The organism is Streptomyces clavifer, assembly GCF_036345975.1.
Taxonomy (GTDB): domain Bacteria; phylum Actinomycetota; class Actinomycetes; order Streptomycetales; family Streptomycetaceae; genus Streptomyces; species Streptomyces clavifer.
Genome location: NZ_CP107793.1, coordinates 5,055,206 through 5,078,911, shown reverse-complemented (window position 1 = coordinate 5,078,911; position 23,706 = coordinate 5,055,206). Strand labels below are relative to the sequence as shown.

20 protein-coding genes are annotated in these 23,706 nt (G+C 73.2%); 13 read left to right on the top strand and 7 right to left on the bottom strand.

Going from position 1 to position 23,706, the window contains the following annotated elements:
- Window positions 1-59: 59 nt before the first annotated feature.
- The 3 genes from OG927_RS22395 to OG927_RS22385 form a co-directional block, all read right to left on the bottom strand.
- A complete protein-coding gene (locus OG927_RS22395; protein ID WP_056794244.1) occupies window positions 60-518 on the bottom strand; it encodes a nuclear transport factor 2 family protein in 459 nt (152 codons plus the stop codon).
- A gap of 125 nt (window positions 519-643) precedes the next feature.
- Window positions 644-1,603, bottom strand: coding sequence for a D-2-hydroxyacid dehydrogenase family protein (locus OG927_RS22390; protein ID WP_056794242.1), 960 nt, complete (start codon window positions 1,601-1,603; stop codon window positions 644-646).
- A gap of 52 nt (window positions 1,604-1,655) precedes the next feature.
- Entirely contained in the window at window positions 1,656-2,936 is a 1,281-nt protein-coding gene (locus tag OG927_RS22385; protein WP_056794240.1) for a nuclease-related domain-containing protein, read from the bottom strand.
- A gap of 454 nt (window positions 2,937-3,390) precedes the next feature.
- Here OG927_RS22385 and OG927_RS22380 point away from each other — a divergent pair, with 454 nt between their 5' ends.
- Window positions 3,391-5,052: a hypothetical protein gene (locus OG927_RS22380; protein WP_330320682.1), complete on the top strand. Its 1,662-nt coding sequence runs from the start codon at window positions 3,391-3,393 to the stop codon at window positions 5,050-5,052.
- Window positions 5,053-5,221: 169 nt separating this feature from the next.
- On the opposite strand, the gene ku is transcribed toward OG927_RS22380, so the two are convergent.
- Window positions 5,222-6,376 carry a non-homologous end joining protein Ku gene (ku, locus tag OG927_RS22375; RefSeq protein ID WP_330320681.1) on the bottom strand — a complete coding sequence of 385 codons (1,155 nt, stop codon included), beginning with the start codon at window positions 6,374-6,376 and terminating at the stop codon, window positions 5,222-5,224.
- A 59-nt stretch (window positions 6,377-6,435) separates the two neighbouring features.
- Between ku and ligD the strand changes: the two genes are divergently transcribed.
- From ligD to OG927_RS22345, 6 genes are all read left to right on the top strand, one after another.
- Entirely contained in the window at window positions 6,436-7,329 is an 894-nt protein-coding gene (gene ligD / locus OG927_RS22370) for a non-homologous end-joining DNA ligase (RefSeq protein ID WP_056794236.1), read from the top strand.
- 171 nt (window positions 7,330-7,500) lie between these two features.
- Entirely contained in the window at window positions 7,501-9,621 is a 2,121-nt protein-coding gene (locus OG927_RS22365; RefSeq protein ID WP_056794234.1) for a HEAT repeat domain-containing protein, read from the top strand.
- On the top strand, window positions 9,618-9,935 hold the full coding sequence (locus OG927_RS22360; RefSeq protein WP_056794232.1) for a zinc-ribbon domain-containing protein: 318 nt from the start codon (window positions 9,618-9,620) through the stop codon (window positions 9,933-9,935). Before OG927_RS22365 ends, OG927_RS22360 begins: the two co-directional genes overlap by 4 nt.
- Window positions 9,936-9,997: 62 nt before the next feature.
- A complete protein-coding gene (locus tag OG927_RS22355) occupies window positions 9,998-11,377 on the top strand; it encodes an FtsW/RodA/SpoVE family cell cycle protein (protein WP_056794230.1) in 1,380 nt (459 codons plus the stop codon).
- 25 nt (window positions 11,378-11,402) lie between these two features.
- A complete protein-coding gene (locus OG927_RS22350) occupies window positions 11,403-12,866 on the top strand; it encodes a peptidoglycan D,D-transpeptidase FtsI family protein (protein ID WP_209469742.1) in 1,464 nt (487 codons plus the stop codon).
- A 40-nt stretch (window positions 12,867-12,906) separates the two neighbouring features.
- Window positions 12,907-13,971 carry an amidase family protein gene (locus OG927_RS22345; RefSeq protein ID WP_209469743.1) on the top strand — a complete coding sequence of 355 codons (1,065 nt, stop codon included), beginning with the start codon at window positions 12,907-12,909 and terminating at the stop codon, window positions 13,969-13,971.
- Here the strand turns inward: OG927_RS22345 and OG927_RS22340 are convergent.
- On the bottom strand, window positions 13,964-14,869 hold the full coding sequence (locus tag OG927_RS22340) for a hypothetical protein (RefSeq protein ID WP_209469744.1): 906 nt from the start codon (window positions 14,867-14,869) through the stop codon (window positions 13,964-13,966). The two genes, OG927_RS22345 and OG927_RS22340, sit on opposite strands and share 8 nt — an antisense overlap.
- A gap of 78 nt (window positions 14,870-14,947) precedes the next feature.
- A complete protein-coding gene (locus OG927_RS22335; RefSeq protein WP_079099480.1) occupies window positions 14,948-15,838 on the bottom strand; it encodes an ADP-ribosylglycohydrolase family protein in 891 nt (296 codons plus the stop codon).
- Between the two features lie 123 nt (window positions 15,839-15,961).
- Here OG927_RS22335 and OG927_RS22330 point away from each other — a divergent pair, with 123 nt between their 5' ends.
- Window positions 15,962-16,276 carry an SCO0607 family lipoprotein gene (locus OG927_RS22330; RefSeq protein WP_330320680.1) on the top strand — a complete coding sequence of 105 codons (315 nt, stop codon included), beginning with the start codon at window positions 15,962-15,964 and terminating at the stop codon, window positions 16,274-16,276.
- 52 nt (window positions 16,277-16,328) lie between these two features.
- Here the strand turns inward: OG927_RS22330 and OG927_RS22325 are convergent, their stop codons facing one another.
- Window positions 16,329-17,438 (bottom strand): ferritin-like domain-containing protein, encoded by a 1,110-nt coding sequence (locus tag OG927_RS22325; RefSeq protein ID WP_209469746.1) that lies wholly within the window; start codon window positions 17,436-17,438, stop codon window positions 16,329-16,331.
- Between the two features lie 177 nt (window positions 17,439-17,615).
- On the opposite strand from OG927_RS22325, the gene OG927_RS22320 reads away from it, so the two are divergent.
- From OG927_RS22320 to OG927_RS22300, 5 genes are all read left to right on the top strand, one after another.
- Complete coding sequence (locus OG927_RS22320) at window positions 17,616-18,551, top strand: AurF N-oxygenase family protein (protein ID WP_056794220.1); 936 nt, start codon at window positions 17,616-17,618, stop codon at window positions 18,549-18,551.
- Between the two features lie 224 nt (window positions 18,552-18,775).
- Window positions 18,776-19,522 (top strand): TetR/AcrR family transcriptional regulator, encoded by a 747-nt coding sequence (locus OG927_RS22315; protein WP_209469747.1) that lies wholly within the window; start codon window positions 18,776-18,778, stop codon window positions 19,520-19,522.
- Between the two features lie 204 nt (window positions 19,523-19,726).
- On the top strand, window positions 19,727-20,398 hold the full coding sequence (locus OG927_RS22310; RefSeq protein ID WP_209469748.1) for an enoyl-CoA hydratase-related protein: 672 nt from the start codon (window positions 19,727-19,729) through the stop codon (window positions 20,396-20,398).
- Between the two features lie 54 nt (window positions 20,399-20,452).
- The gene (locus OG927_RS22305) at window positions 20,453-20,728 is read left to right on the top strand and encodes a hypothetical protein (protein ID WP_209469749.1); all 276 of its coding nucleotides are present in this window, start codon (window positions 20,453-20,455) and stop codon (window positions 20,726-20,728) included.
- A gap of 80 nt (window positions 20,729-20,808) precedes the next feature.
- Window positions 20,809-23,478, top strand: a complete 2,670-nt coding sequence (locus tag OG927_RS22300; RefSeq protein WP_330320679.1) for an outer membrane protein assembly factor BamB family protein — start codon at window positions 20,809-20,811, stop codon at window positions 23,476-23,478.
- The last annotated feature ends 228 nt before the right edge of the window (window positions 23,479-23,706 follow it).

Sequence of the window (23,706 nt, the reverse complement as noted above, 5' to 3'; positions counted from 1 at the left end):
GGTACGTGGACGAGGGGCCCTGCGCGCAGGGCCCCTCGTCCACGTACCGGATGCGACGCTCAGGAAGCGGGCGGGGCGACCGGGGTGTCGCGGTGGATGACCCGGGACCGGGTCATCAGCCGGCCGTCGCGGCGCACCAGCACGTCGTCCACGGTGAAGGTCGGTTGGAAGGCGACCTTCCCCTCGCGGTCGGTCTGCGTGACCAGCGAGTAGTACGAGACGCGCAGGGTGTCCTCGTCGGCCGCGTCCGGCTCGATGATCAGATGCCCGAACCAGTGCCGCACGGCGATGTCCCGGTAGCGGGGCAGGCTGGCCCGCATCCCGGCGATCATCTCCTCCCGGCCGCTCTGCCGGTGGCCGCCCGCGTGCACGACCTCACCGTCGTCCGTGAACGTATCGGCGAATCCCTCGATGTCGAGGGCGTCGACCCGTCGCATCTGCTGAGCGTAGAAGGTCTGCACCTCGGCATACAGGTCACCCGTGACCTGCTGACGGAGGGTCCCGACCGGCTGAGACATGGCAACTCCCTTCGCGACGGCCGCCCTCATGGCTGCGCCGTCACCACCAGCCTGCCGGGCGCGGCTGCAGCCCCACTGGAGACGCGCTCGCTTCGGGCCCCGTCCCCGGCCCGGGACGCCGGGCGTCAGCCGAGCAGGCGGACGGGCGCACCGTCGAGGAAGGCCCGGATGTCCTCGACGGCGTGCCGGTAGTACGTCGCGTAGTTGGACTGCGACACATAGCCCAGGTGCGGGGTGGCCAGCAGGCGCGGCGCGGTCCGCATCGGGTGGTCCGCCGGCAGGGGCTCGGTGTCGAACACGTCTAGCCCGGCGCCCGCGATGGCCCCTCTGCCGAGTACGTCGAGCAGGGCGTCCTGGTCGACGATCGCCGCCCTGGACGTGTTGATCAGATAGCTGCCGGCCCTCATCAGTCCGAGCTCCCCGGCCCCCAGCAGTCCCCGGGTGCGGTCGCTCAGCACCAGGTGGACGGAGACGAAGTCGCTGGTCGCCAGCAGTTCCTCCAGCGACGGGGCCAGGACCGCCCCGGCCTCCTCGGCGCGCTCCCGGGTCAGGTTCTCGCTCCAGGCCACCACGTCCATACCGAAGGCGAGCCCGACCCGGGCGACCCTGCTGCCGATCTTCCCCAGTCCGAGGAGTCCGAGCCTCCGCCCGGCCAGGTCGGCCCCGACGGTGGACTGCCAGGGGCCGCCGCTCCGCAGGGCGTTGGCCTCGGGCACGATCCCGCGCGCCAGCGCGAGCAGCAGCGCCCAGGTGAGCTCCACGGGCGGGGTGGACGTGCCGGCCGTACCGCAGACGGTGACGCCGTGCCGCTCGGCCGCGGCGTAGTCGATGACGGAATTGCGCATGCCGGAGGCGATGAGGAGCCGCAGCCGGGGCAGCCGTTCGATCAGCCGCGCGGGGAAGGCCACGCGTTCCCGGAGCGTGACGACGATGTCGAAGCCGGCGAGCGCCCCGGCCAGTTCGTCCTCGGTGGCGAAGTGCCCGGCGAAACTCACGACGTCGACGTCGTCGGCGACCGGCGACCAGTCGGCGGCGGTCGTCGCGACGGACTGGTAGTCGTCGAGCACGGCACAGCGAAGCCTCATCTGTCTTCTCCCTCGGTGGCGGCACCGGAAACCTACCGGTGCCGCGCCGGGCTCACGCGTCCAGCCAGGCCTCCCGGTTGCGTGCGATGTCGTAGACGCGTTCCACCTGGGTGGCGGTGAGCACGCCGGTCAGCGGGGCGAGGGCGGACACGTGGCGTTCCCGGCAGACGCGGACCCCTGGCGGGGTGGCGAGTACGTCCAGGGTGGTGACTCCGACGAACACCAGCACGGTCTGGACGGGCACGGCGAAGGTGCAGTGCGCCTCCAGCACCGCCTGGACGCGACGGGACTCGGGGCGGTCGTCCAGTACGTACGGCTCCGGGGCGCCGTCCCCGATCTGCAGGGTGCCGTCCCCGAGCCGTACGGCTGTCTGCGGGTGGTGCTCGGTCCGCACGGCGAACACACCACCGGGCCCGATGAGCAGGTGCCCGATCTCCGTGCCGTCCGGCAGCGGCACGGAGTGCAGCACCCGCCAGCCGTGCCGGGTCAGACGCTTCAGCTCGGCCCCGACCCGCCGCTCCCCGGTCAGCGCGGTCCGGCGAGGATCCGCGTCCCGGTGCCGCCGCAGCGCCCCGGTCGCGGCACGTACGAGCGCACCCGGCCCGGACGCGTCGAGCTGCTCCCTGAGGGCGGCACCGGGCCGCCGCGTGGAGAGATCGCTCGCGGGAGTGAGGGCGGGCAGCCCGTCCCGCCGGTCCCGCCGCGTCACCGGAGCCGGCTCCTGCTCGGGCGCCCGCGACCGCGGCGGTGGCGGCGCCTGCTCGGCCGTCCGCGTCCGCTGCGGCGCCCGTCCCTGCTTCGGCACCCCTGCCAGGTAGGGATCCGCGGCAGGGGCCTGCCCTCCACCCCCGCTCCGCTCACCGGCGTGCCCGGCCGCGTCCGCACGCGTGCGCGGGGCCCGCCCCGGCCGGGGCCCGGCTTCCGCTTCCGGTGACGCTCCTCGCTGCCTCGGCGCCTGCACCACGGCCCGGTCCGGTACCGAGGCCGCCCCCGGGAGCGCTCCGGGGGGCGCGTCCGGCACCGGGAGCGCTTCGGGGGGCGCCGCGTCCCGGTCCGCGCCCCGCTTCCGCATCCGTCGCAGCGGCGGGATCCGCGGGACCGGCGGGGGCGCCGACGGCGCGGGCGGTCCCGGAGGGGCGACCTCACCGAGCGCGGGGATGTCCGGCACCTGGCGCGCGAGCGCGTCGGTGACGGCGTCGCGGTAGCGCGGGTGCAGGACCGTTATCGTGCCGCTGCCCAGGTCCGCCCATCCGATCGCGGTGCCGTCCGGCAGGTTCACATAGAGCCGGTCGTACCCGAAGAGCTGCCATGACGTGACCTTCAGATCCTGCATCGTGCCCCCTCGTGTTCGCCCTTCGACGTCCTGCTCCCCCAGCCTGTGGGGCGGTGCGGCCACCGGACAGGGCGCAGAGCGGGCGCGCGGAGTCGAGGGCACGGCGTTCCGTATCCGGCCGGGGCCGGAGTGCCCCGGACCGCGACGGCGTCCCCGGTCGGACCGGGGGAGGCCGGGCGCCGGACGGACGTCCATCATCGTCCGCGCCTCCTCCCCCACCTGGGAAACGGTGTGCGCGTCACCTGTACGAGCGGCGTCGGCCACGAGAGCGAGGCCCCCGTGCCGGCCGGTCACCCCGAGGGCAGGGCGTGGGCGACGGCTGGACGGACGGACGCGCCGGCCGCCTTGACGGGTGCGGTCCGGCGTTCCGCGAAAGTCCGGAACACGCGCGTGGACGAGCGCGAAACGGGGCAACTTCCCGGGGACTGATGAAGTTCAACGGTGGGGGGACCGTATGGATGAGCGCGACCGGTGGAGTGTGCCCGAGCCCGGACCGGGGTCGGGGCCGCAGCCCGGACCCAGGTACGACGGGGTGCCGCCTCCCCCTCCCCCGGCCGGTCCGCCCACGATCGGTCCGCCCCCGCAGGGGGCCGCGCTGCGTGCCGTCGCCGCCGGTCTGCTCAGCCTCTCCGGGCTGGGGCTCGGCCACGTCCTGCTGCGCCGGTGGCGCAGGGCCGCGGTGAGCTGGGCCGCGACCGCGGTGCTGCTGGTCGTCGCGCTGCCCGCGGACCCGGACGGGGTGCCCGCCCTGCTCGTCGCCGCCTATCTCCTCGTGCTCCTCCTCGCCGGCGCGGACGCGGCGCGGCTCGCGCTGCGTGCGGACTTCGCCCGCGGGGTCCGGCCGGTCCTGGCCGCGGCGCTCGGTCTGGTGCTGCTGGCCGTCCCGGTGACCGGCACCGTGGTCCACGCGTCGGCGCGGGACGAGGCCGTCGAACAGGAACTGCTCGGCAGACTGGAGGAGGGCGACGGCCTGGTCGAGAAGGCGTCGAAGCACCCGTTCGCCCTCTCGGCGCCGGACTACCGGTACGCGCTCACCCTGTACCGGGAGCTGGGCGAGGACCATCCCGGCTCGCGTGCCGCCGCGCTCGTTCCCGCCCGCCTCAAGGCCTATTACGACGCCGTCTCCACGCCGTACAGCGAGAAGGAGTACTGCTCGGCCGTCGACCCCCTGACCTATCTGCGGACCGTGCCCGGCACCGTGGACCGGAAACTGCTGGGTGACCTCGCCGGCCGTCCCGACACCCCGCTCGCGGAGTCGCTGTACACCTGCGGCGTCTCCCGGCTGAGCGGCACGGGCACGGAGTCCGGCAGCAAGGAGCTGGAGACACTGCTGCGCACGTTCCCCGAGTCCTCGCAGGCCGGGCAGGTGGGCCCGGCCGTCAGCGGGGAGATACGGCAGCGGGTCGCCGCCCTGAAGGGCGCGGACCCCTGCACGGTCACGGCAGGGCTGCGCCGGATGAGCACCCTGGTCACGGGCCTCCCTCCGACCTCCGTGCCCTCGCTGGGCGCGCAGGCCGACGCGGGGGTGCGTGACGGCGTGTACGCCTGCGGTGTGGACGAGTTCAAGGAGAAGCGTTTCCCGGAGGCGCGGCAGACGCTGACGGACTTCGCCGACACCTACAAGGACGACCGTCGGGGGCGGCAGGCCCGCGACATCGTCATAGCCGCCGAGATCGCCGAGGAGAGGCCCTCGGCCGGCAAGCGGCTGCCCGGGAGCGGCAGGCCGGGCGGCGCCCGCATGGAGCTCGTCATCAGCAACGACGCACCGAACGACGTCGAGGTGCTGTACACCGGTCCGGTCACCGGCACGGTGAAGCTGAAGGCCTGCGGCAGCTGCGAGCGGTACAGCGGCGAGTCCGCAGGCGCCGCACGGGCCTGCAGGGCGAGTGGCACGTCGTATCCGAAGGCACGCCTCCGGCTCCCGGCGGGTGAGTACCACTTCCTCTACAAGCACGGCACGGGAGCGACGTCGGACGTGGACAGCTATGCGTCCGGTTCCAGCGTCAAGCCCGGTTACTCGTACACGAGTTGCACCTATCTCATCGAACGGGACAAGTACGGCCTGGACCTCCCGTCCCTGTCGGACCTGCTGAAGCCCTCGTCCTTCGACCGGTGAGAGCGGCGGCGGACGTCGCGCGGTCGCGGAACAGCCGGTGAGGGGTAGCCGGGTGCTCCGCGGCGGACTGCCTCGCCCGCCTGCCGTTCCCGCCGCGGCGGACGGGACGGGACCGCTCATCGGTGGCGCGCCGCCCGGACGGGCATGCCGTCCGGGCGGGAAACGCGCCTCAGGCCGAGGTGCGCCTGCGCGACGCCGGAGCCTGCTTCGTGGCTGCGGCGTCCTTCGTCGCCGTCTTCCGCGCCGACGTCTTCTCGGCGGCGGACTTCCCCGCCGTCGTCCTCTTGGCCGTCGCCTTCTTCGCCGTCGTCTTCTTCGCAGCGGGCTTCTTCCCCGGGGCCCGTTTCGCCGTGGCCCTCTTCGCCGTGGCCTTCTTCGCGGGCGCCTCACCCGGAGAAGTGTGCTCGCCGGCGGCTTCCTTCTTCGGTGCCGCCCGCTTCGAAGCGGGCCGCTTCGAAGCCGTCCCGGTCTTCGTCGTGCCGCCACTCCTGCCGGACTCGATGGCGTGGACCTCCGCCATCCCTCCCCCGGCGCCCCCGCCCTCCCCGTGGGCCTCCTTCGCCGCCCGCACGCTGCTCTCCAGCGCCGCCATGAGGTCGATGACCTGGCCGCCCCCGTCACCCTCGTCCGCCTCCGCCTCCACGGGCTCCCCCGCGGCCTTCGCAGCGACGAGCTCCTCGACCGCCTCGCGGTAGTCGTCGTGGAGCGTGTCCAGGTCGGCCTCGCCGAGGGTGTTCATCAGGGCGTCGGCCAGGTCGAGTTCGGCATCGCGGATCGTGACGCCCGAGTCCGGGGCGATGTCCTCCGGGGCGCGGATCTCGTCCGGCCACAGCAGGCCGTGCATCGCGATGACGTCGTCGACCACCCGCAGCATGCCGAGCCGTTCCCGCCCGCGCAGCGCGTACTTGGCCACGGCGACCTTCCCGCTGCGCTTCAGCGCCTCGCGCAGCAGGGCGTACGGCTTGGCCGCCGGGACTCCGTTGGCCGAGAGGTAGTAGGCCGAGTCCAGCTGGAGCGGGTCGATCGCGGAGGCGGGTACGAAGCCCTCGATCTCGATCGTCCTGGCCGTGGGCAGCGGGAGCGAGGCGAGGTCCTCGTCGGTCACGGGGACCACCGTGCCGTCGGCGTCCTCGAAGGCCTTGCCGGTCTCGGCGCTCGTGACCTCCTGCTCGTCGAGTTCGCAGACCTTGCGGTACCTGATCCGGCCACCGTCGGCGGTGTGGATCTGGCGGAAGGAGATCGAGTGGTTCTCGGTGGCGTTCATCAGCTTCACCGGGATGCTGACCAGCCCGAACGAGATGGCTCCGTTCCAGATGGACCTCACCGTTCACCCCTTACTCACGCAAGGAACCCATACGTCCGATTTCATGTGATTCTTATCGTATGACGCCGATCACAGTGGTGGAGGGGCGGCGCCTGGCGCTCAGCAACCTCGACAAGGTGCTGTACCCGGCGACCGGCACCACCAAGGGCGAGGTGCTGCACTACTACGCGGCCACGGCGGCGGACGTGATGCTCGCGCACCTGCGCGACCGGCCGCTCTCCTTCCTCCGGTACCCGGACGGCCCGGAGGGGCTGCGCTTCTTCACCAAGAATCCGCCGCCCGGTACGCCCGACTGGGTGCGGACGGCGCCGGTGCCCCGCCGCGACGAGCCGGAGGCCCGCCAGGTGCTCGTGCAGGACCTGCCCTCGCTGATGTGGGCGGCGAATCTGGTGGTGGAGTTCCACACCCATCAGTGGCGGCAGGACACACCGGCGGTCGCCGACCGGCTGGTGTTCGACCTGGACCCCGGACCGCCCGCGAGCATCGTGGAGTGCTGCGCGGTGGCCCTCTGGCTGCGCGAGCGACTGGCGGCCGACGGGCTGTCCGCGTACGGGAAGACCTCCGGGTCCAAGGGCCTGCACCTGCTCGTCCCCCTGGAGCCCAGCCCGTCCGACGACGTGACGACGTACGCGAAGGCGCTGGCCGTGGAGGCCCACGGGGCACAGCCCGAACTGGCCGTGTACCGGATGACGAGGGCTCTGCGCCCCGGGAAGGTGTTCGTCGACTTCAGCCAGAACGCGGCGGCGAAGACGACCGCCGCCCCCTACACCCTGCGGGCGAAGGGCAGCCCCGCCGTCTCCGCACCGGTCACCTGGGACGAGATCGAGGCGTGCGGGGCGCCCTCGGAGCTGGTCTTCCTCGCCGGGGACATGGAAGGCCGGATCGCCGCCCACGGGGATCTGCTCGCTCCGCTGAACGACCCCCGGCGGGCACACCCCCTCCCCGCCGGCTGAGGCGGACGGCGGGAGCACAGCCGGGCCGCGACTGTGCCGACCCGACAACAGGAAAGGCCACAAGTGGACGGTGGATTGTCCTGGTGGTGGTGCACACTCTGCGCAGACACTGCTTCATGAACACGGTATCGGCCGGGTTCGGAGCAGAAGACGACACGGGGAGGGAATGGCGTGTTCGCGGGGATCGACGAGGTCGACTGGGCCTCGATGGAGCATGCCTACGGGCCGGCCGACGATGTGCCGGGGCTCCTGCAAGGACTCGCCTCCGCCGACCCGGCGGAACGCGAGAGCGCGCTCGACGGGATGTACGGCGCGGTGCACCACCAGGGCGACGTGTACGCGTGCACGCTCGCCTGCATCCCGTTCCTCTTCGAGCTGGTCGTGGATCCCGGCATCCAGGACCGGGGCTCCGTCGTCGAACTGCTCACCAGCATCGGCGGCATCGATCTGGACGAGGACGACGAGGACGACCTGGACGAGGACGAGATCGAGGGCGCCGCGAACTACGCGATGGCAGCAGCCGCCGTCACCGCGGGCGCGGGGGTCTTCTTCGAGCTGATCGCCGACGAGGACCCGGGTGTGCGGCTGGCGGCCCCCCTGGCCCTCGCCACGCTCCACAGCCACCCGGTCAGGGTGTTGGCACTCCTGCGGGAGCGCCTTCCGGTGGAGGCGGACGACGAGGTGCGGCTGGCGCTCGTCGAGGCGGCGGGGCGGGTGGCGCTGCGCCACCGTCCGCTGGCCGGGCAGGCCGCGGACTGGCTGGGCCGGCTCGCCGCGGAGGCGTACGCGCCGGGGCTGCGGCTCGCGGCCCTCGCGCAGCTGGCCCGGTGCACCCCGGACGCCCTGCCCGGCGACGTCGTCCGGGTGGTGGCAGGGCTGCTGCGGGAGCTGCGTTCCGGGCCCGCCCGGCCGGAGCCGCAGCCCGTCGAGGCGTCCGGCCCCGACGCGCAGGTGACGGAGCGGACCGCCGCGCCGACCCTGGTGGGGCAGTTGCGGGCCCTGTCCGCCGAGGAGACGGCCGGGCGCAGCACCCCCTGGGCGGCCGATCTGCTGCGGACGCTGCACGTCGGCCTGGACGACCGCGTGGACGACCGCACGGAGCTGCTCATGGACCAGCTGCGCAGTCCGGATCCCTGGCAGCGCATCGACGCCGTGCGGATGAGCGGCGGGCTGATACGGGCCTGGCGCGGTTCGTACGAGGGGCTGGTGCGGCTCGTCGGCGTCCAGCTGACGGATCCGGAGCCCAGGCTGGCGGAGGCCGCCTCGCACGTGCTGGAGGAGCTGTTCGGCCTGGCCGCGCCGGCCGCCGACGCCCTGGCCGAGCGGGTGGCCGCCGATCCCGGCGGCTGGGTGCGGGAGTGGGCGAGCGGGCCGCCCGGGCTGGGTTCCTCGGTGAAGGCGCTGGCCAGACTGGGCGACGCCCGGGTGCTGCCCGCGCTGGCGGCGGCGCTGGAGCGGCCGGAGGTGCCGCACGACGTGGGTTTCACGATCGGGTATCTGGGCGGCACGGCCGCCCCGCTCGCCGGGGCGCTGCGGCGCAGGCTCGGTGAGGTCGGCCTGGACGAGGGCGCCTACGACCGGGCGAGCCCGCTGCTCGCCGGGCTGACGGCGCTGCGCGCGGGCGAGGCCGCGCCGGAGGTACTGCGGGTGCTGCGGGGGGCACCCGAGTACCGGGGCGAGTGGCTGCGGTCGGCGGCGCTGCGCGCCCTGGGCTCGTTCGGGACGGCGGCCGGGTGCGCCGTGCCCGAGCTGCGGGCACTGATCCGGCGTCCGGGCACGGCGGCGGCCACGGAGGCCGCCGAGGCCCTGTGGGCGATAGACGGGGACGCGGAAGCGGTCCTGCCGGTGCTGATCGAAGGGCTGCGGGCGGAACAGGTGCACGACTCCCGGGCGGCGGCGAGCGCGCTGGGCGGGCTCGGGGAACGGGCCGCGGTGGCCGCGCCCCGGCTGCGCGCCCTGCTGGCGCACGACGAGCTGTGGCTGCGGGTGGACGCGGCGATCGCCCTGTGGGAGGTCACCGGGCAGACCGGCGGGACGGTGCCGGTGCTCCTCGCGGCCTGGGAGAAGAACCGTCACGTCAGGGTCAGGGTCGCGGAGTGCCTGGCGCGGATGGGTGCGGCCGGTGCGGGCGCGGAGGCCACGCAGGTGCTGCGCGCCGAGCTCCTCGCCGTACGCCGCCACAACGCGATGGACGGCGGCTACGGCAGTCACGACACTTATGAGGACGAGAACCTGCTGGCACTCTGCCGACGGGCACTACTGGGCACCACGGGCAAAGGAACCACATCATGATCATTTTCGGCACGCGGGGCTATCTGCATCAGCTGGCCATCCTCACGATGGTCTGCGGCTGGTGCGGCAATCCCGCCGCGCACACGCTGCGCAAGCGGGTCACGAAGTTCACGCTGTTCTTCATCCCCCTGTTCCCGTTCTCCACGAAGTACGCGACGCAGTGCACCTTCTGCGGCGGCGAACGGCAGATACCCAAGGAGCAGGCCGACCAGCTGCTCGCCCAGGCCCACGCGGGGCAGGACGGCAATCCGCACGGCACCGCGCAGCAGCAGCCCGGGTACGCGCCTCCCGGCCAGAACCCGTACCAGAACTGAGAGCGCAGGCCACGAAGCCGACATAAAGGAAATAACACCTGCCTCTTGCTACGTTGCGGGGCATGACCGCAACGACCGCGGAGGCGCGCCCGCCCGAGCTACGCCTGCCCAAGCGGCGCGGGGTCGAGCTCTCGCTCCTGATCGGAGCGGTGCTCATCTCCGTCTACGGCTACGCCTCCGTCGGCCTGGCGAGGAACAACGCCGTACCTCCCGACGCCGCCGGTTACGGCGCCGGTCTCGGCCTCCTCGCCCTGCTCGCCCACCTCGCGGTCCGGTTCCGCGCCCCGTACGCCGATCCGCTGCTGCTGCCCATCGCCGTCCTACTCAACGGACTGGGCCTGGTGCTGATCTACCGGCTCGATCTGGAGACCCCGAGGGACCAGGCGGCGACGACGCAGCTGATCTGGTCCACCCTCGGGGTCGCGCTCTTCATCGCCGTCGTGGTCCTGCTGCGGGACCACCGGGTGCTCCAGCGCTACGCGTACCTCTCGGTCGCCGTGGCGCTGGTCCTGATGATCGTGCCGATCTTCTTCCCCGCCGTGAACGGGGCCAAGATCTGGATCCGGTTCGGCGGACTCTCCTTCCAGCCGGGCGAGTTCGCCAAGATCCTGCTCGCCGTCTTCTTCGCCGCGTACCTGGCGGCGAACCGCAACGCCCTCGCGTACACCGGCCGCAGGGTCTGGAAGTTCCAGTTCCCCACCGGCCGGGTGCTGGGCCCCATCGTCGCGATCTGGCTGATCAGCGTCGGGGTACTCGTCCTGGAACGGGACCTCGGCACCTCACTGCTCTTCTTCGGCCTCTTCGTCATCCTGCTCTACGTGGCCACGGGCCGGACCGGCTGGATCGCGGTCGGGCTGCTCCTCGCCGCCGCGGGTGCCTTCGTCGTGGGGTCGTTCGAACCCCATGTCCACAGCCGGGTGGAGGACTGGCTGGACCCGTACGCCACCATCAACGCCGGTGAGGGCCCCAGTCAGCTCGCCCAGTCGCTCTTCGCGTTCGCGGCGGGCGGCATGCTCGGCACCGGCCTCGGGCTCGGCCACTCCATCCTCATCGGCTTCGCCGCCAAGTCCGACTTCATCCTGGCGACGGCGGGCGAGGAGCTCGGCCTGGCCGGGCTCACCGCGATCTTCCTGCTGTACGCCCTGCTGGTGGCCCGCGGCTACCGGGCGGGCCTGGCCCTGCGGGACCCCTTCGGGCGGCTGCTGTCGATCGGTCTCGCCTCGATCCTGGCCCTCCAGGTCTTCGTGATCGCGGGCGGAGTCATGGGGCTGATCCCGCTGACGGGCATGGCGATGCCGTTCCTGGCCCAGGGCGGTTCGTCCGTCGTCACCAACTGGATCATCGTGGCGCTGCTGATCCGGGTCAGCGACGTGGCCCGCACCCCGTCGCCCGACCGGTCGGCGGCCGGTGCCGTCGGCCCGGTCGCCGAGGACGAGCGGTGAAGGCCGGCAGCCCCGGGGGCGCCTCGTGATCCCGTACATCCGGCGGGCCGCCGCCTTCTGCCTGCTCCTCCTCGTGGCGCTGCTGGCGAACGCCGCCCGCGTCCAGCTCTTCGAGGCCGACGAGCTCAACAGCAGCTCGGCCAACCGCCGCACCACGATCGACCGTTACGACCAGCCGCGCGGCGACATCCTGGTCGACGGCAAGTCCGTGACGGGCTCGAAGGACACCGGCGAGCAGCTCGCCTACGAACGCACCTACCGCCACGGCCCGCTGTACGCACCGGTCACGGGATACGCCTCGCAGACGTACGGCACCACGCTGCTGGAGAACGCCGAGGACGCCATCCTGTCCGGCACGGCCCCGATCCTGGCGCCGCTTCCCCTGTGGGGCGACATCACCCGCAGCCGGCAGCCGGGCGGCGATGTCGTCACGACCGTCGAGGACTCGATGCAGCGGGCCGCGTACGACGGCCTGGCCGGCCGGCGCGGCGCGGTCGCGGCCCTCGACCCGGCCACCGGAAAGATCCTGGCGCTGGTCTCCTCGCCCTCGTACGACCCCGAGGTCCTCTCCGGCACCGGATCCTCCGTCACCGACGCCTGGGCGCGGCTCAACGGGGCCGCAGGCCTGCCGATGCTCAACCGTGCCATCCGGCAGACCTACCCGCCCGGCTCCGCCTTCAAGATCGTGACAGCCGCGGCAGCCCTGGACGCCCGCGTGGTGACCGATCCGGACGCGGCGACGGACACGCCCTCCCCGTACCTGCTGCCGGGCACCTCGACGACGCTCCCCAACGAGGCGCGCGGCTGCGGGAAGGCGTCGCTCGCCGAGGCGATCCGGGTCTCCTGCAACACGGTGATGGCACATCTGGGGGTGGAGGTGGGCCTGGAAGGCATGCTGAAGGCGGTGGGCAGGTTCGGCTTCAACGACGACGATCTGAGGATCCCCTCCGGGGTGGCGCGCAGCAACTTCGACTCGGACATGAGCGACGACCAGCTGGCCCTGTCCTCGATCGGGCAGTACGACACGACGGCGACCCCGCTCCAGATGGCGATGGTGGCCTCGGCCGTGGCCAACGGCGGCGACCTCAGCCGCCCCCACCTGGTGAACCGGGTGACCACGGCCGACGGGGACACGGTGCGCCAGCGGGGCGCCGAGACGTACCACCGGGCGATGAACCCGGCAACGGCCATGCAGCTGCGGCGGATGATGGTCGACGTCGTGGAGAACGGTACGGGCACGAACGCGGCGATCGACGGGGTCACGGTCGGCGGCAAGACGGGCACCGCGCAGCACGGCGTCGACAACTCCGGTACGCCGTACGCCTGGTTCATCTCCTGGGCGCAGGAGCCCGGTTCGGGACGGCCCGCGGTCGCCGTGGCCGTGGTGGTCGAGGACGCATCGGCGAACCGGGCCGACATCAGCGGGGGCGGCAGTGCGGCGCCGATCGCGCGGGCGGTGATGGAGGCGGCGCTGAAGAGCCGGGGCTGACCCGTGCCCCCGGCGACGACGGAGGGCCCACACTGCTCCCATGACGTCGGAGGTGGCCGCGGCCCTGGCCCGGATCGGTGAACTGGACCCGGCGCTGTGCGCCTTCACGGAGGTCTGGCACGAGAACGCGCTCGCCCGTGAGCGGGCCGCCCGGGACCTCCCGCTCGCCGGGCTGCCCTTCGCGGTGAAGGGCCGCACGGGACTGCGCTCGTATGCGGCCCGCCGTCTGAGCGACGCCGGCGCCGTCCCGGTCGGCGCCACATCCGTCCCCGGTCCCGGCACCCCCTGGCAGACCTGGGGGCAGGGCGCGCACGGCCGTACGGTCAACCCCTGGCGGCACGACCGGACCCCGGGCGGCTCGTCGGCGGGCTCGGCGGTGGCCGTCGCGGCGGGCATGGTGGAGCTGGCCACGGGGAACGACGGGGCGGGGTCGGTTCGTGTCCCGGCGGCCTGGTGCGGGGTGTTCGGCCTGAAGACGACGACGGGCCTGCTGCCCTCCCCGGACCGCACGGGCCTCGCCTCCCCCGGCGTGCTCGCGAGCTCGGCGGCGCGGGCGGAGACGTATCTGCGCCACGTCCTGGACGGGTACGCGCCCCGGCCGGCCACGCTCCCGGTCCCGGCCGCCTACAGCCCGGACCTGGGCTTCGCGTCCGTCGACCCGGTGGTGGCGGAGGTGACGCGCGGCGCGGTGGAGCGGCTGGCCGACGCCGGAGTGATCCGTCTCGTCCGGGATCCCGTCACGCTGCTCGACCCGGCGGACACCTGGATGGCGGTGCGCGGGGGATCGACGAGCCCCGCCGCCCGGGCGCTCCGCGCCGCGAACGACCGGGCCCTCGACGCCTTCTTCGCCCGTACGCCCCTGCTCCTCACCCCGGTCACGCCCAACACGCCGCACGGGCACGAGGGCCCGGGGGACGTCTACTCCACGGCCCTCACCTGGGCGTTCAACCTCAGCGGGCACCCGGCGGCGAGCGTGCCGGCCGGATTCACCCCGGACGGCTGCCCGGCCGGTCTCCAACTGGTGACCGACCGGGGGACGGACGCGGAGCTGCTGGGCACGGCCATGGCCGTCGAGCGCGTCCTGCCGCCGCCACGCCTCAGCTGATCGGCTTGCGGATCTCGGACCGGACCTTGGCGGTGTCCTCCGCCGTCCGCGCCAGGTCGAGGGACTTCGCGTCCTTGCTGAGATCGTCCGGCCGGAGCACGGCGACCATTCCGGCGGTGTTGCCGTCGCTCCACGCGCACATGGGCGAGTTGACGGTCAGGCCTATCTCCTTGGACTGCACGACCTGGCACTCCACAGTGATGTCGTAGCCGTCGGGCGTGAACTCCTTCGGGGGCACGGCGACCGTCGCACCCTCCGCCCCGGCCGCGCCCTCCAGCATCTTGCTCCGCATGAGGTCCGGGGCGGCGAGCCGCCCGTACATGCCGGAGAGCACGAGCATGCCGTTCTCCTCCGAACCGTACTGCGCGACGACTGCCTTGCCGTTCCGGATGCTCGCGTCGGGGGTGTCCTCGATCTTCTTGCCCTCGGTGCCGGACATGTCCTTGTTGAGGGTGAACTCCCCGTCCAGCACCGCCTTCTCCACCACCAGCCTGTGCGTGGCCTCGGGGAACACGGTGTCGGCACCCTTGTCGATCAGCTCGTGGACGCCGAAGCCGATGGCCATGACGGCGACGAGCGACCCGGCGACGATGCCGACGACGAGCCCGGTGCGCTTCTTCCGGGGCGCCTGCGGCGGCTGTTGCGGCCACCCGGCCTGCGTCCCCGGCTGCCCCCACCCGGCCTGCGGGCCCGGCTGCGCCGGGCCCGGCTGCCCCCACCCGCCGGTCGCACCCTGGGGCGGTTGCGCCGGGTAACCGTACGCCGGGGGCGGGGCCGGGTAGCCGTAGGCGGGCGGCTGCTGCGGGTAGGGGGTGCCGGAGGGCTGCTGCCCGTACGGGTTCTGCTCAGGCGGAGGGGGCCCGTACGGGCCCTGGGGCGGCTGCGGCGGCATGGTCATGTGCTCACGTTACGTCACCTCAGTGAACGTATATTCGATACCTCGGGCCGGTGACGCGAGGCCGGAGGTACGTCCCCGTCAGCCCAGCGGCTCGCGCCGCTGACGCCACTCGGCCGGCACCCCGTCCACCCCGGTCACCGCTCCGACCACTCCCCCCGTGATCGCACAGGTCGTGTCCACGTCGCCGAAGCCCTCCGCCGTCGCCCACAGCGCCTCTTCCAGGTCACCCGGGTGCCGGGCAGCGGTCCACAGCGCGAAGGGCACCGTGTCGTCGGCCCGGATGCGCTGCCCGTTGCCCAGGAGATCGGCCGCCTTCCACGGCTCCGTGGTGAACGGCACCTCCCCGGCACGCCGCAGCCCCTCCCGCACGAGCCCTCCGGGCGTGCGCCCTGCGACCGCGGCCAGCGTGAACTCCCCGCGCACCGACAGGGCCGCCGCGACGGCGACGGCCACCGCGCCGGCGATCCCCTCCGGGTGAGCGTGGGTGACCTCGGCAGACAGCACGGCCTGCTCGACCACGTGGTCGATGTCCTGGTGGAAGCGGGCCCCGAGCGGCGCGACCCGCATCGCGGCGCCGTTGCCGAGGCTGCCGCCCTCGAACAGCCCGGGGGCCAGGGTGCGCCAGTCGCCCGGCGACGTCAGCAGCTCCGGCAGCAGCATGTGCATGCCGTGCCCGTACCCCCGGGCACGGTCCGCCTCGAAGGCCAGGGCGAAGAAGAGGGCGAGCCGGTCCTGATCGACCTGCCCGCACTCGTCGAGCACCCGGTGCAGGGCGCGCGCCAGGGCCGTGTCGTCGGTCCAGTGCCAGACGGGCTCGTGCGGGGTCCGGCGGGCCCGCACCTCGCCGTACGCCTGCCGGGGCGGACGGAAGAGGGGGAACCACCGCTCCCCGAACGCGTCGCCGAGGGCGAGCGCCTCGAGACTGCGGCGGGCGGCTGCCGAATCACCTGTGCCTGAAGCGGAGTTCATGCCCTTCATCCTCCGCCCGCGCACGCGGTACGTACACCGGATATGAGTACGCGTGCTCAAGATCCGCACCCATGGCCACGGCAGGCTGAACCCCGTCAGCCACACACCAGAGGGAGCCCGACCATGAGCACGGCCACCAGACTCCGCCCCCCGTTCCGCACCACGATCGGGCTCGCCCTGGCGGCCGCCACGGTCGCCCTGCTCACCGGCGCCTGCTCCACACAGCAGGCGACCTGCGGGGGCGACGAGTACCCGGTCCTGTCCGTGGGAGCCCCCGGAAACGCCTGTGTGTCCCACGACGAGGAGCCTCCCAAGGGCTACGCCCGCTACCCGGAGGGCAAGGTTCCCCAGCACGAGGACGACACGTGGTCGACCTACTGGAGCACCCGGACGCTCGACGAGAACGGCAGGACGATCGAGCTCCCCGACGAGAACTAGCGGGCGGGCAGGGGTCAGCAGGGCGGGCGCGGGTCGGTCGGGCGGGCACGGGTCAGCCGCCGGCCCCTCCCGCCGCGATCGCATCCGCGACCTCCGCCACCCGTGCCTGCTCCTCCGCCGCGAAGCGGTCCCTGTCCAACTGCTCGGCCACCTCCTCGTCCTGGGCCATCAGCGCGTCGAGGCTGGAGTCGCCGAACTCGAGGACGCCCATGTCGACGTACGCCTTCTGCAGGCGCGGACCCCACAGGCCGATGTCCTTGACGCACGGGACGATGCGGCTGAACAGCAGCTTGCGGAACAGCTGCAGGTACTCCGAGTGCTCGGAGAGGTCCTTGGCCTCCTGCTTGCCGATGCCGAAGTTCTCCAGCACCTCGACCCCGCTGAGCCGGTCGCGCATCAGGTAGCAGCCCTCGATCACGAACTCCTCGCGTTCGCGTAGTTCCGCGTCGCTGAGCTGCTTGTAGTAGTCCCGCAGCGCCATCCGCCCGAAGGCCACGTGCCGGGCCTCGTCCTGCATGATGTAGGCGAGGATCTGCTTGGGCAGCGGCTTGGCCGTCATGTCGCGGATCAGGCCGAACGCGGCGAGCGCCAGGCCCTCGATGAGGACCTGCATGCCGAGGTAGGGCATGTCCCAGCGGGAGTCGCGCAGGGTGTCCCCGAGCAGCCCCTGGAGGTTGTCGTTGATCGGGTAGAGCATCCCGACCTTCTCGTGCAGGAAGCGCCCGTAGACCTCCGCGTGCCGGGCCTCGTCCATCGTCTGCGTCGCGGAGTAGAACTTCGCGTCCAGGTCGGGGACGGACTCCACGATGCGGGCCGCGCAGACCATCGCGCCCTGTTCACCGTGAAGGAACTGGCTGAACTGCCAGGAGGCGTAGTGCTTGCGCAGTTCACCCCGGTCCCGCTCGGTCATCTTGGCCCAGTGCGGGGTGCCGTAGAGCGTGAGGGCCTCGTCCGGGGTGCCCAGCGGGTCGGCGGGGTCGACCTCCAGGCTCCAGTCGATGCGCTTGTTGCCGTCCCACTGCTTGTCCTTGCCCTTCTGGTAGAGGGCGAGGAGGCGTTCGCGGCCGTCGTCGTAGTCCCAGCTGAAGCGGGCCGCGCCGGTGGCGGGAACCTGCCACGACGGTGCTTCGGGGGCGGTGATGTAGAGGTCGTGTGTCGACACGGACAGCTCCTTCGCGTGGCGAGGATCGTACGTTCCGTGGTGCTGGCGTCAGTTGGCAGGTTCACACGCTGGTAGACGCGCAGTCAACAAGTCGTGCGCAGGGGATTGACGGTCTTGCTGACAGGCCGTCTCATAAAGCATGACCGCCGGTAACCCATGTGCGAGGTGCCTTCAGCCATGACGACAGTGCCCGAAGAGGACGTCCAGGTGCTGCGCGATGCACTCGGCCCGCTCAGGGACCGCGAACAGATCGCCGCCCGCCTGCTCGAAGCCTCGGCCAAGCACTCCTTCGACCCCGACACCGAGCTCGACTGGGACGCGGCCGTCGAGGAGGGCAAGTGGTTCTGGCCGCCCGAGCTCGTCTCCCTCTACGACACCCCGCTCTGGCGGAAGATGTCCGAGGAGCAGCGGATGGACCTGGCCAGGCACGAGGCGGCGTCACTGGCCTCGCTGGGCATCTGGTTCGAGATCATCCTGATGCAGCTGCTGGTCCGGCACGTCTACGACAAGTCCGTGACCAGCAACCACGTCCGCTACGCCCTCACCGAGATAGCGGACGAATGCCGGCACTCGATGATGTTCAGCCGCATGATCCAGTGGGGCGGAGCACCCGCGTACCCGGTCCCGCGGGTCTACCACAACATGGCGAGGATCCTGAAGGCGGTCTCCACCACCCCGGGCTCCTTCGCCGCGACACTGCTCGGCGAGGAGATCCTGGACTGGATGCAGCGGCTCACCTTCCCCGACGAGCGCGTCCAGACGCTCGTACGCGGCGTAACCCGCATCCACGTCGTCGAGGAGGCCCGGCACGTCCGCTACGCCCGCGAGGAGCTGCGCCGTCAGATGGTGACCGCGCCCGCCTGGGAGCGTGAGCTGACCCGGCTGAGCTGCGGGGAGGCCGCACGCGTCTTCTCCGTCTGCTTCGTCAACCCGCGGGTGTACGAGAGCGTCGGCCTGGACAGCCGCGAGGCCGTCGCCCAGGTGAAGGCGAGCGGCCACCGGACCGAGGTGATGCAGACGGGAGCGAAGCGCCTGACGGACTTCTTCGACGACATCGGGGTGCTGAACGGTGTCGGGCGAAGGCTGTGGCGGCGCTCGGGCCTGCTGGCGTGAGCCGACGCCCACGGGGATGACGGGGCCCGGGCGGACGGACGGGGCGGTCGGGCGGGGCGGTCGGGCGGGGCGGGAGCGTCCCGGCCGGCCGGGACCGGACACGCGTACGGGCCGGCCCGGGGCGGAGGGCCGAGGCATGACGGAGTCCGCCGGCCCCGGGGCGGGTGCGCGGCGGACCGCTGGACGCTCCACGTCGTGCGACGCTCGGTCTTAGGCTTCGGAGTATGACCTCCGTCCCCGCAGCACCTCCTTCCCGCGCCTACCGACGGCTCGGTGTCGAGGAGCGCCGCGCGCAACTCCTCGGCGCGGCGCTCACCCTCTTCGCCCACCGGGCGCCGGACGACGTGTCGATCGACGAGGTCGCGGTCGCGGCCGGCGTCTCCAGACCCCTGGTCTACCGCTACTTCCCGGGCGGCCGGCAGCAGTTGTACGAGGCCGCCCTCGGGTCGGCCGCCGAGCAGCTGACGCTCTGCTTCGCCGAACCCACGACCGGTCCGCCCACCGAGCGGGTGGGCCGGGTCCTGGACCGCTACCTCGGCTTCGTCGACGAGCACGACGCAGGCTTCAGCGCACTGCTGCGCGGGGGCAGTGCCGCCGAGACCTCGCGCACGTCCACGATCGTGGACGGCGTGCGCCGGGACGCGGCCGAGCAGATCCTGCTGCACCTGGGCAGGGGCCCCGGGCCGGACCAGGTGCCCGCCGGCCCCCGGCTGCGGATGATGGTGCGCACCTGGATCGCGGCCGTCGAAGCGGCTTCCCTGATCTGGCTGGACGAGGGCAAGCAGCCCCCGGCCCCCGACCTGCGCGGCTGGCTGGTCGACCATCTGATCGCCCTGCTCGCGGCGACCGCCACCTCGGACGAGGAGACCGCGTCCGTGGTGGCTGAGCTGGTGGGCCAGGAGACCGCGGAGGGGCCCGTCGGGCGGCTGGCGGCACTGGTGACCCCGATGGCCGAGCTGTTGAACCCGTAGGACCCCTGCGGGCACGCGTTCCCCGCCCCCTCGCCCGGCCGGGCCGGTCCGGAGGAAGGGCCCCGGGTGCGTGAGGGTCCGTCCGGCCGCTCCCTTGTGCGCCTCGCACCCGGCGACGTAAGTTACCAACCAGTAGGCGCCGGGTCCCCACGGGCCCGCCCCTCGCCCGTCACCGCTCCGGTCCGTCCGCCCGAAGGAGTCACCGTGCCCACACTCGAACGCCGGGACAGCGTCTTCGTCCTCCACCTCGGGGACGGCGAGAACCGCTTCCACCCCGACTGGATCGCCGCCGTCGGCGCCGCACTGGACGAGGTGGAGAAGGCGGAGGGGCCCCGGGCCCTGGTGACCTCGGCGACGGGCAAGTTCTACTCCAACGGCCTCGACCTGGAATGGCTGTTCGCCCATGCCGACCAGCACCAGGACTACGTCGTCTCCGTCCACGGACTCCTGGCGCGGATGCTGTCCCTCCCGGTGATCACCGTGGCCGCGCTGCAGGGACACACCTTCGCAGCCGGTGCGATGCTGTCCCTGGCCCACGACTTCCGTGTGATGCGCGCCGACCGGGGCTACTGGTGTCTGCCCGAGGCCGACATCGACATCCCGTTCACCCCGGGCATGTCCGCGCTGATCCAGGCACGGCTGACCCCGCGGACCGCGCACGAGGCCATGCTCACCGCCCGCCGCTTCGGAGGCGGTGACGCCGCTGCTGCCGGGATCGTCGACCAGGCGGTCGACGAGGAGGCGGTCCTTTCCACCGCCATCGGGATCGCGCAGTCCCGGGCGGAGCGCGCCGGTGCCACCATCGCCACCATCAAGGCCCGCATGTACGCCCCCGCCCTCGCCGCACTGCGCGAGCGGGACAACCCGCTCGGCTGACCCGGCGCGGGGCCGGGAAGGCGCTCCGGCTCCCGCCTGGGTCAGACTGACCTGGTGAAAAGCGAGAACACCCCCTTCACCGGCGGGCCCCTGGACGGCCGGGTCCTGCCCGTGCTCCTCGGCCCGACCGGGCATCCGCCCAAGTGGTACGAGGTCCCCGTGCCGGACGCCGGCGGCGGCCCCGCCACGGTGCACGCCTACCGGCGCGCCCCGTCCGGCTACACCAAACGGCTCGGGCTGCAGCGTGGCTGGGTGTACGAGTACGTCCCCGGAGGACGGGAGCGCCGGACGCTCAAGTGGCCCTGGACGAAGCCCCGCAGCGGCACCTGAGCGGCACCCCGCCCCGACGCGCCGCACCCTCTAGGATCGTCGGTCAGGTGCCGAGGGCACGGTCATGAGGGGGGTGCGCCATGGAGGCGCTGCGTCAGGACGATCCACGCCACTTCGGCCCGTACACCGTGCTGACACGCTTCCGTGAGACCGCGAGTGCGGTGCAGTACCTGGTCAGGGACTCGGACGGTGGCGACCTCGCGGTGGTGACGGCCGCGCGGCCGGCCCTTGCCGTGGTGCCCGCGTTCCGGCGGCGCTTCCGGACCGAGTCCCTGACCGCCGAACGCCTGTCCGGGGGCTGGGTACAGCCACCGCTCGACACCCCGGGCGACGGTGACATGTGGACGGCGGCGGCGTACGTGCCCGCTCTGACGCTGGCCGAGGCGATCGCCCTCGCGGGCCCGCTGCCCGAGCGTGCCGTACGGATACTGGGCGCGGGCCTCGCCGAGACCCTCTCCCGGGTGCACGCCACCGGGGCCGTGCTCCAGGGGCTGGCGCCGGGGACGGTGCTGCTGGCCGAGGACGGCCCCCGGCTGACGGCGTTCGGACCGCTGGGCGCCGCCGCCTCCGCCGAGGCCAGGGCGGGCGGGCAGTTGTCCGTACGGCTGAACTACCTGACGCCCGAGCAGGTCGAGGGCAAGGACGTGGGGCCCGCTTCCGATCTCTTCGTCCTGGGGCTGCTGCTGGCGTACGCGGCGACCGGGACGACCCCGCTCGCGGACGGACCGGCGGACGAGGCTGCCGCCCGGATCGCCCACGCACCGGCTGAACTCGGCTCCGTACCGGCCGAGTTGCGCGCGCTGATCGCTGGCTGCCTGGTGAAGGATCCGGCCGAGCGGCCGAGTGCGGGATCGGTGGCGGCGGAGCTGGCGCTGGAGGGTGCCGCGGGTCTCGCCAAGGGCGGCTGGCTCCCGGACGTCCTGGCGGCGGCGGTCACGGACCAGGCGGCACGGGCACGGGCGCTGGAAACACCGGTGGACCGGAGCCCGGCCGTCGCGGCGGAAGCCGGACCGGCGGTGGAGGAAGAGCCGAGGCGTGCGGAGCCGGACGACGCCCGTCCGGACCGGGGACCGTCGGGTGCGGGACCGGAGGCCGGGTCGCCGGGGGCCCCCGGCGACCCGGCACACGCGGACCCCGGCACGCGGTCGCCGGGGGGCCAGGACGGTCCCGGCGACGGGTCCGGCGGCACGGACCCGGGCGGCGGCTGGGACACCGGCACCGCCCGTCTTCTGCGCACCCCGCCACGCACCCCGCCCGCCGACCGGGCGACGACCCAGCTGGCCGTCCCCCGCGAACCGGCCGGCGCCCTGCCTCCGCATCCCGCCGTACCCGGGTCGCCCACCGCGCCCGCCCAGCCGTACCCCGCGTACGCCTACCCGGCCGCGCCTGCCCTGCCCGCACCGGCGCCGGAGCCCGCTCCCCCCGCCCCTCCGGCTCCCGGCCGGCGGGCCCTGCTCACCGCTGTCGCCGCGGGGGCGGCCGGACTCGTCGTCGGAGGGGGCGCCGTGTTCGCCCTCGGATCCGAGGACACGGCCTCCGCCTCCGACGACAAGCCCACGCCGAAAGCGCGTACGACCGTCCCCGGCCGGGCACCGGAACCGCGGTGGATGTACACCCACCCGGTCACCGAGCCCGCCCCGCTCACCGCCGGCGTCTGGCAGGACGAACTGCTGGTGCTGACCACAGCGGCCGGGGCCACCGGAGTCGGCCTGCGCACCGGGCGGAAGGTCTGGCAGCAGCCGGACGCCGCCGGGGCCCAGGCCGTGCTGCCCGCGGGCGACGGGCTCTGCTTCCTGGCGAGCCCGACCGAATTCCTCTGGCTGGCGCCCGGGGACGGGACGGTCCGGCACCGGGTCCGGTATGCGGACCAGTTCCCCGGCGTGCCGAACCTCAGGGTGGCGACGCTCACCGGCCGGTCCGCGTCCGTCGTCTGGTTCGCCGGCTCCCACACGGTCACCGTGAAGGCGCCGAAGCCGAAGAAGGGCAAGAAGGCCGGCAAGGACACGCAGGTCGCCAGGGCGTACTTCTTCGCCTACGACATCGTGCGGCGCAAGGAGCTCTGGCGGATCGCCGTGCCCGCGGGGCGGGCCCCCGGCACTCCCGCGTACCGGCTCACGGCCGTCCGGGAGACCGACGTCGTCGTACGCCAGGACGCCGCGACCCTCACCCCCGCCGACGTCACGGCCGGAAAGGGCAAGGCGTTCTTCCGCTGCTTCGACCGCGCCACCGGCAAGCTGTTGTGGAACCGGCAGTTCGGAGCGGTCACTCCGGGCGGGGCGGCGCTCGGTGACGAGGAGGGCCGGCTGTACGGCGCGGTGGGCGACGATCTGCAGGCCTTCGAGACGGCCACCGGGAAGCCGGCGTGGACGCTGCACGGCACCGCCGCCTCCGTGTTCGGCACCCCGGTGCGGGCCGGGGAACTCCTCCACACGACGAACCGCAACCAGGAGGTCGGCGCGGTCGAGCGGGCCACCGGCAAGGTGCTGTGGCGGCGGTCCACCGAGGTCCCGCTCGGCGGCAACGCGCCGGCCCTCGCGCTCAGCGGCGGAGGAAAGACCCTGCTCGCCGCGGACCTCTCGCAGGTGACCGCGTTCGCGGCGGCGGACGGGCGGCGGCTGTGGAAGTTCCAGGACGTCGGGGTGCAGGAACCCGGGGGCGCGACCGTCCAGGTCCCGTACCGGGTGCTGGCCGCCGGGAGGACGGCGGTCGTGCAGCGGGACCGGGTCTTCTACGCGTTCCCCGTGGAGTGACGCGGAGCGGGCCCACCGCCGTCCCGCGCTCGCCGTGGAGCGACGCGGCGCGACGGAACCCGGCCTCCCGCATTCGCCGTGGGGCGGCCGTCCCCTCCCTCCGCCGTTCGGGGGTGCCCGGGGCGCCACGCGGGACGGTCCTTGCTTCGCCCGGCACCGAGTGACCGGATGGACAAGATCCGAGCACTTGTGGGGTAGTCCGATTTAAGGATGACACCCCGCCCCCGT

Excerpts from the sequence above, each read along its gene's own strand:
- OG927_RS22395 (WP_056794244.1), bottom strand. The coding sequence starts at position 518 with ATGTCTCAGCCGGTCGGGACCCTCCGTCAGCAGGTCACGGGTGACCTG.
- OG927_RS22390 (WP_056794242.1), bottom strand. The coding sequence starts at position 1,603 with ATGAGGCTTCGCTGTGCCGTGCTCGACGACTACCAGTCCGTCGCGACG.
- OG927_RS22385 (WP_056794240.1), bottom strand. The coding sequence starts at position 2,936 with ATGCAGGATCTGAAGGTCACGTCATGGCAGCTCTTCGGGTACGACCGG.
- OG927_RS22380 (WP_330320682.1), top strand. The coding sequence starts at position 3,391 with ATGGATGAGCGCGACCGGTGGAGTGTGCCCGAGCCCGGACCGGGGTCG.
- ligD (WP_056794236.1), top strand. The coding sequence starts at position 6,436 with ATGACGCCGATCACAGTGGTGGAGGGGCGGCGCCTGGCGCTCAGCAAC.
- OG927_RS22360 (WP_056794232.1), top strand. The coding sequence starts at position 9,618 with ATGATCATTTTCGGCACGCGGGGCTATCTGCATCAGCTGGCCATCCTC.
- OG927_RS22355 (WP_056794230.1), top strand. The coding sequence starts at position 9,998 with ATGACCGCAACGACCGCGGAGGCGCGCCCGCCCGAGCTACGCCTGCCC.
- OG927_RS22345 (WP_209469743.1), top strand. The coding sequence starts at position 12,907 with ATGACGTCGGAGGTGGCCGCGGCCCTGGCCCGGATCGGTGAACTGGAC.
- OG927_RS22340 (WP_209469744.1), bottom strand. The coding sequence starts at position 14,869 with ATGACCATGCCGCCGCAGCCGCCCCAGGGCCCGTACGGGCCCCCTCCG.
- OG927_RS22335 (WP_079099480.1), bottom strand. The coding sequence starts at position 15,838 with ATGAACTCCGCTTCAGGCACAGGTGATTCGGCAGCCGCCCGCCGCAGT.
- OG927_RS22330 (WP_330320680.1), top strand. The coding sequence starts at position 15,962 with ATGAGCACGGCCACCAGACTCCGCCCCCCGTTCCGCACCACGATCGGG.
- OG927_RS22320 (WP_056794220.1), top strand. The coding sequence starts at position 17,616 with ATGACGACAGTGCCCGAAGAGGACGTCCAGGTGCTGCGCGATGCACTC.
- OG927_RS22315 (WP_209469747.1), top strand. The coding sequence starts at position 18,776 with ATGACCTCCGTCCCCGCAGCACCTCCTTCCCGCGCCTACCGACGGCTC.
- OG927_RS22300 (WP_330320679.1), top strand. The coding sequence starts at position 20,809 with ATGGAGGCGCTGCGTCAGGACGATCCACGCCACTTCGGCCCGTACACC.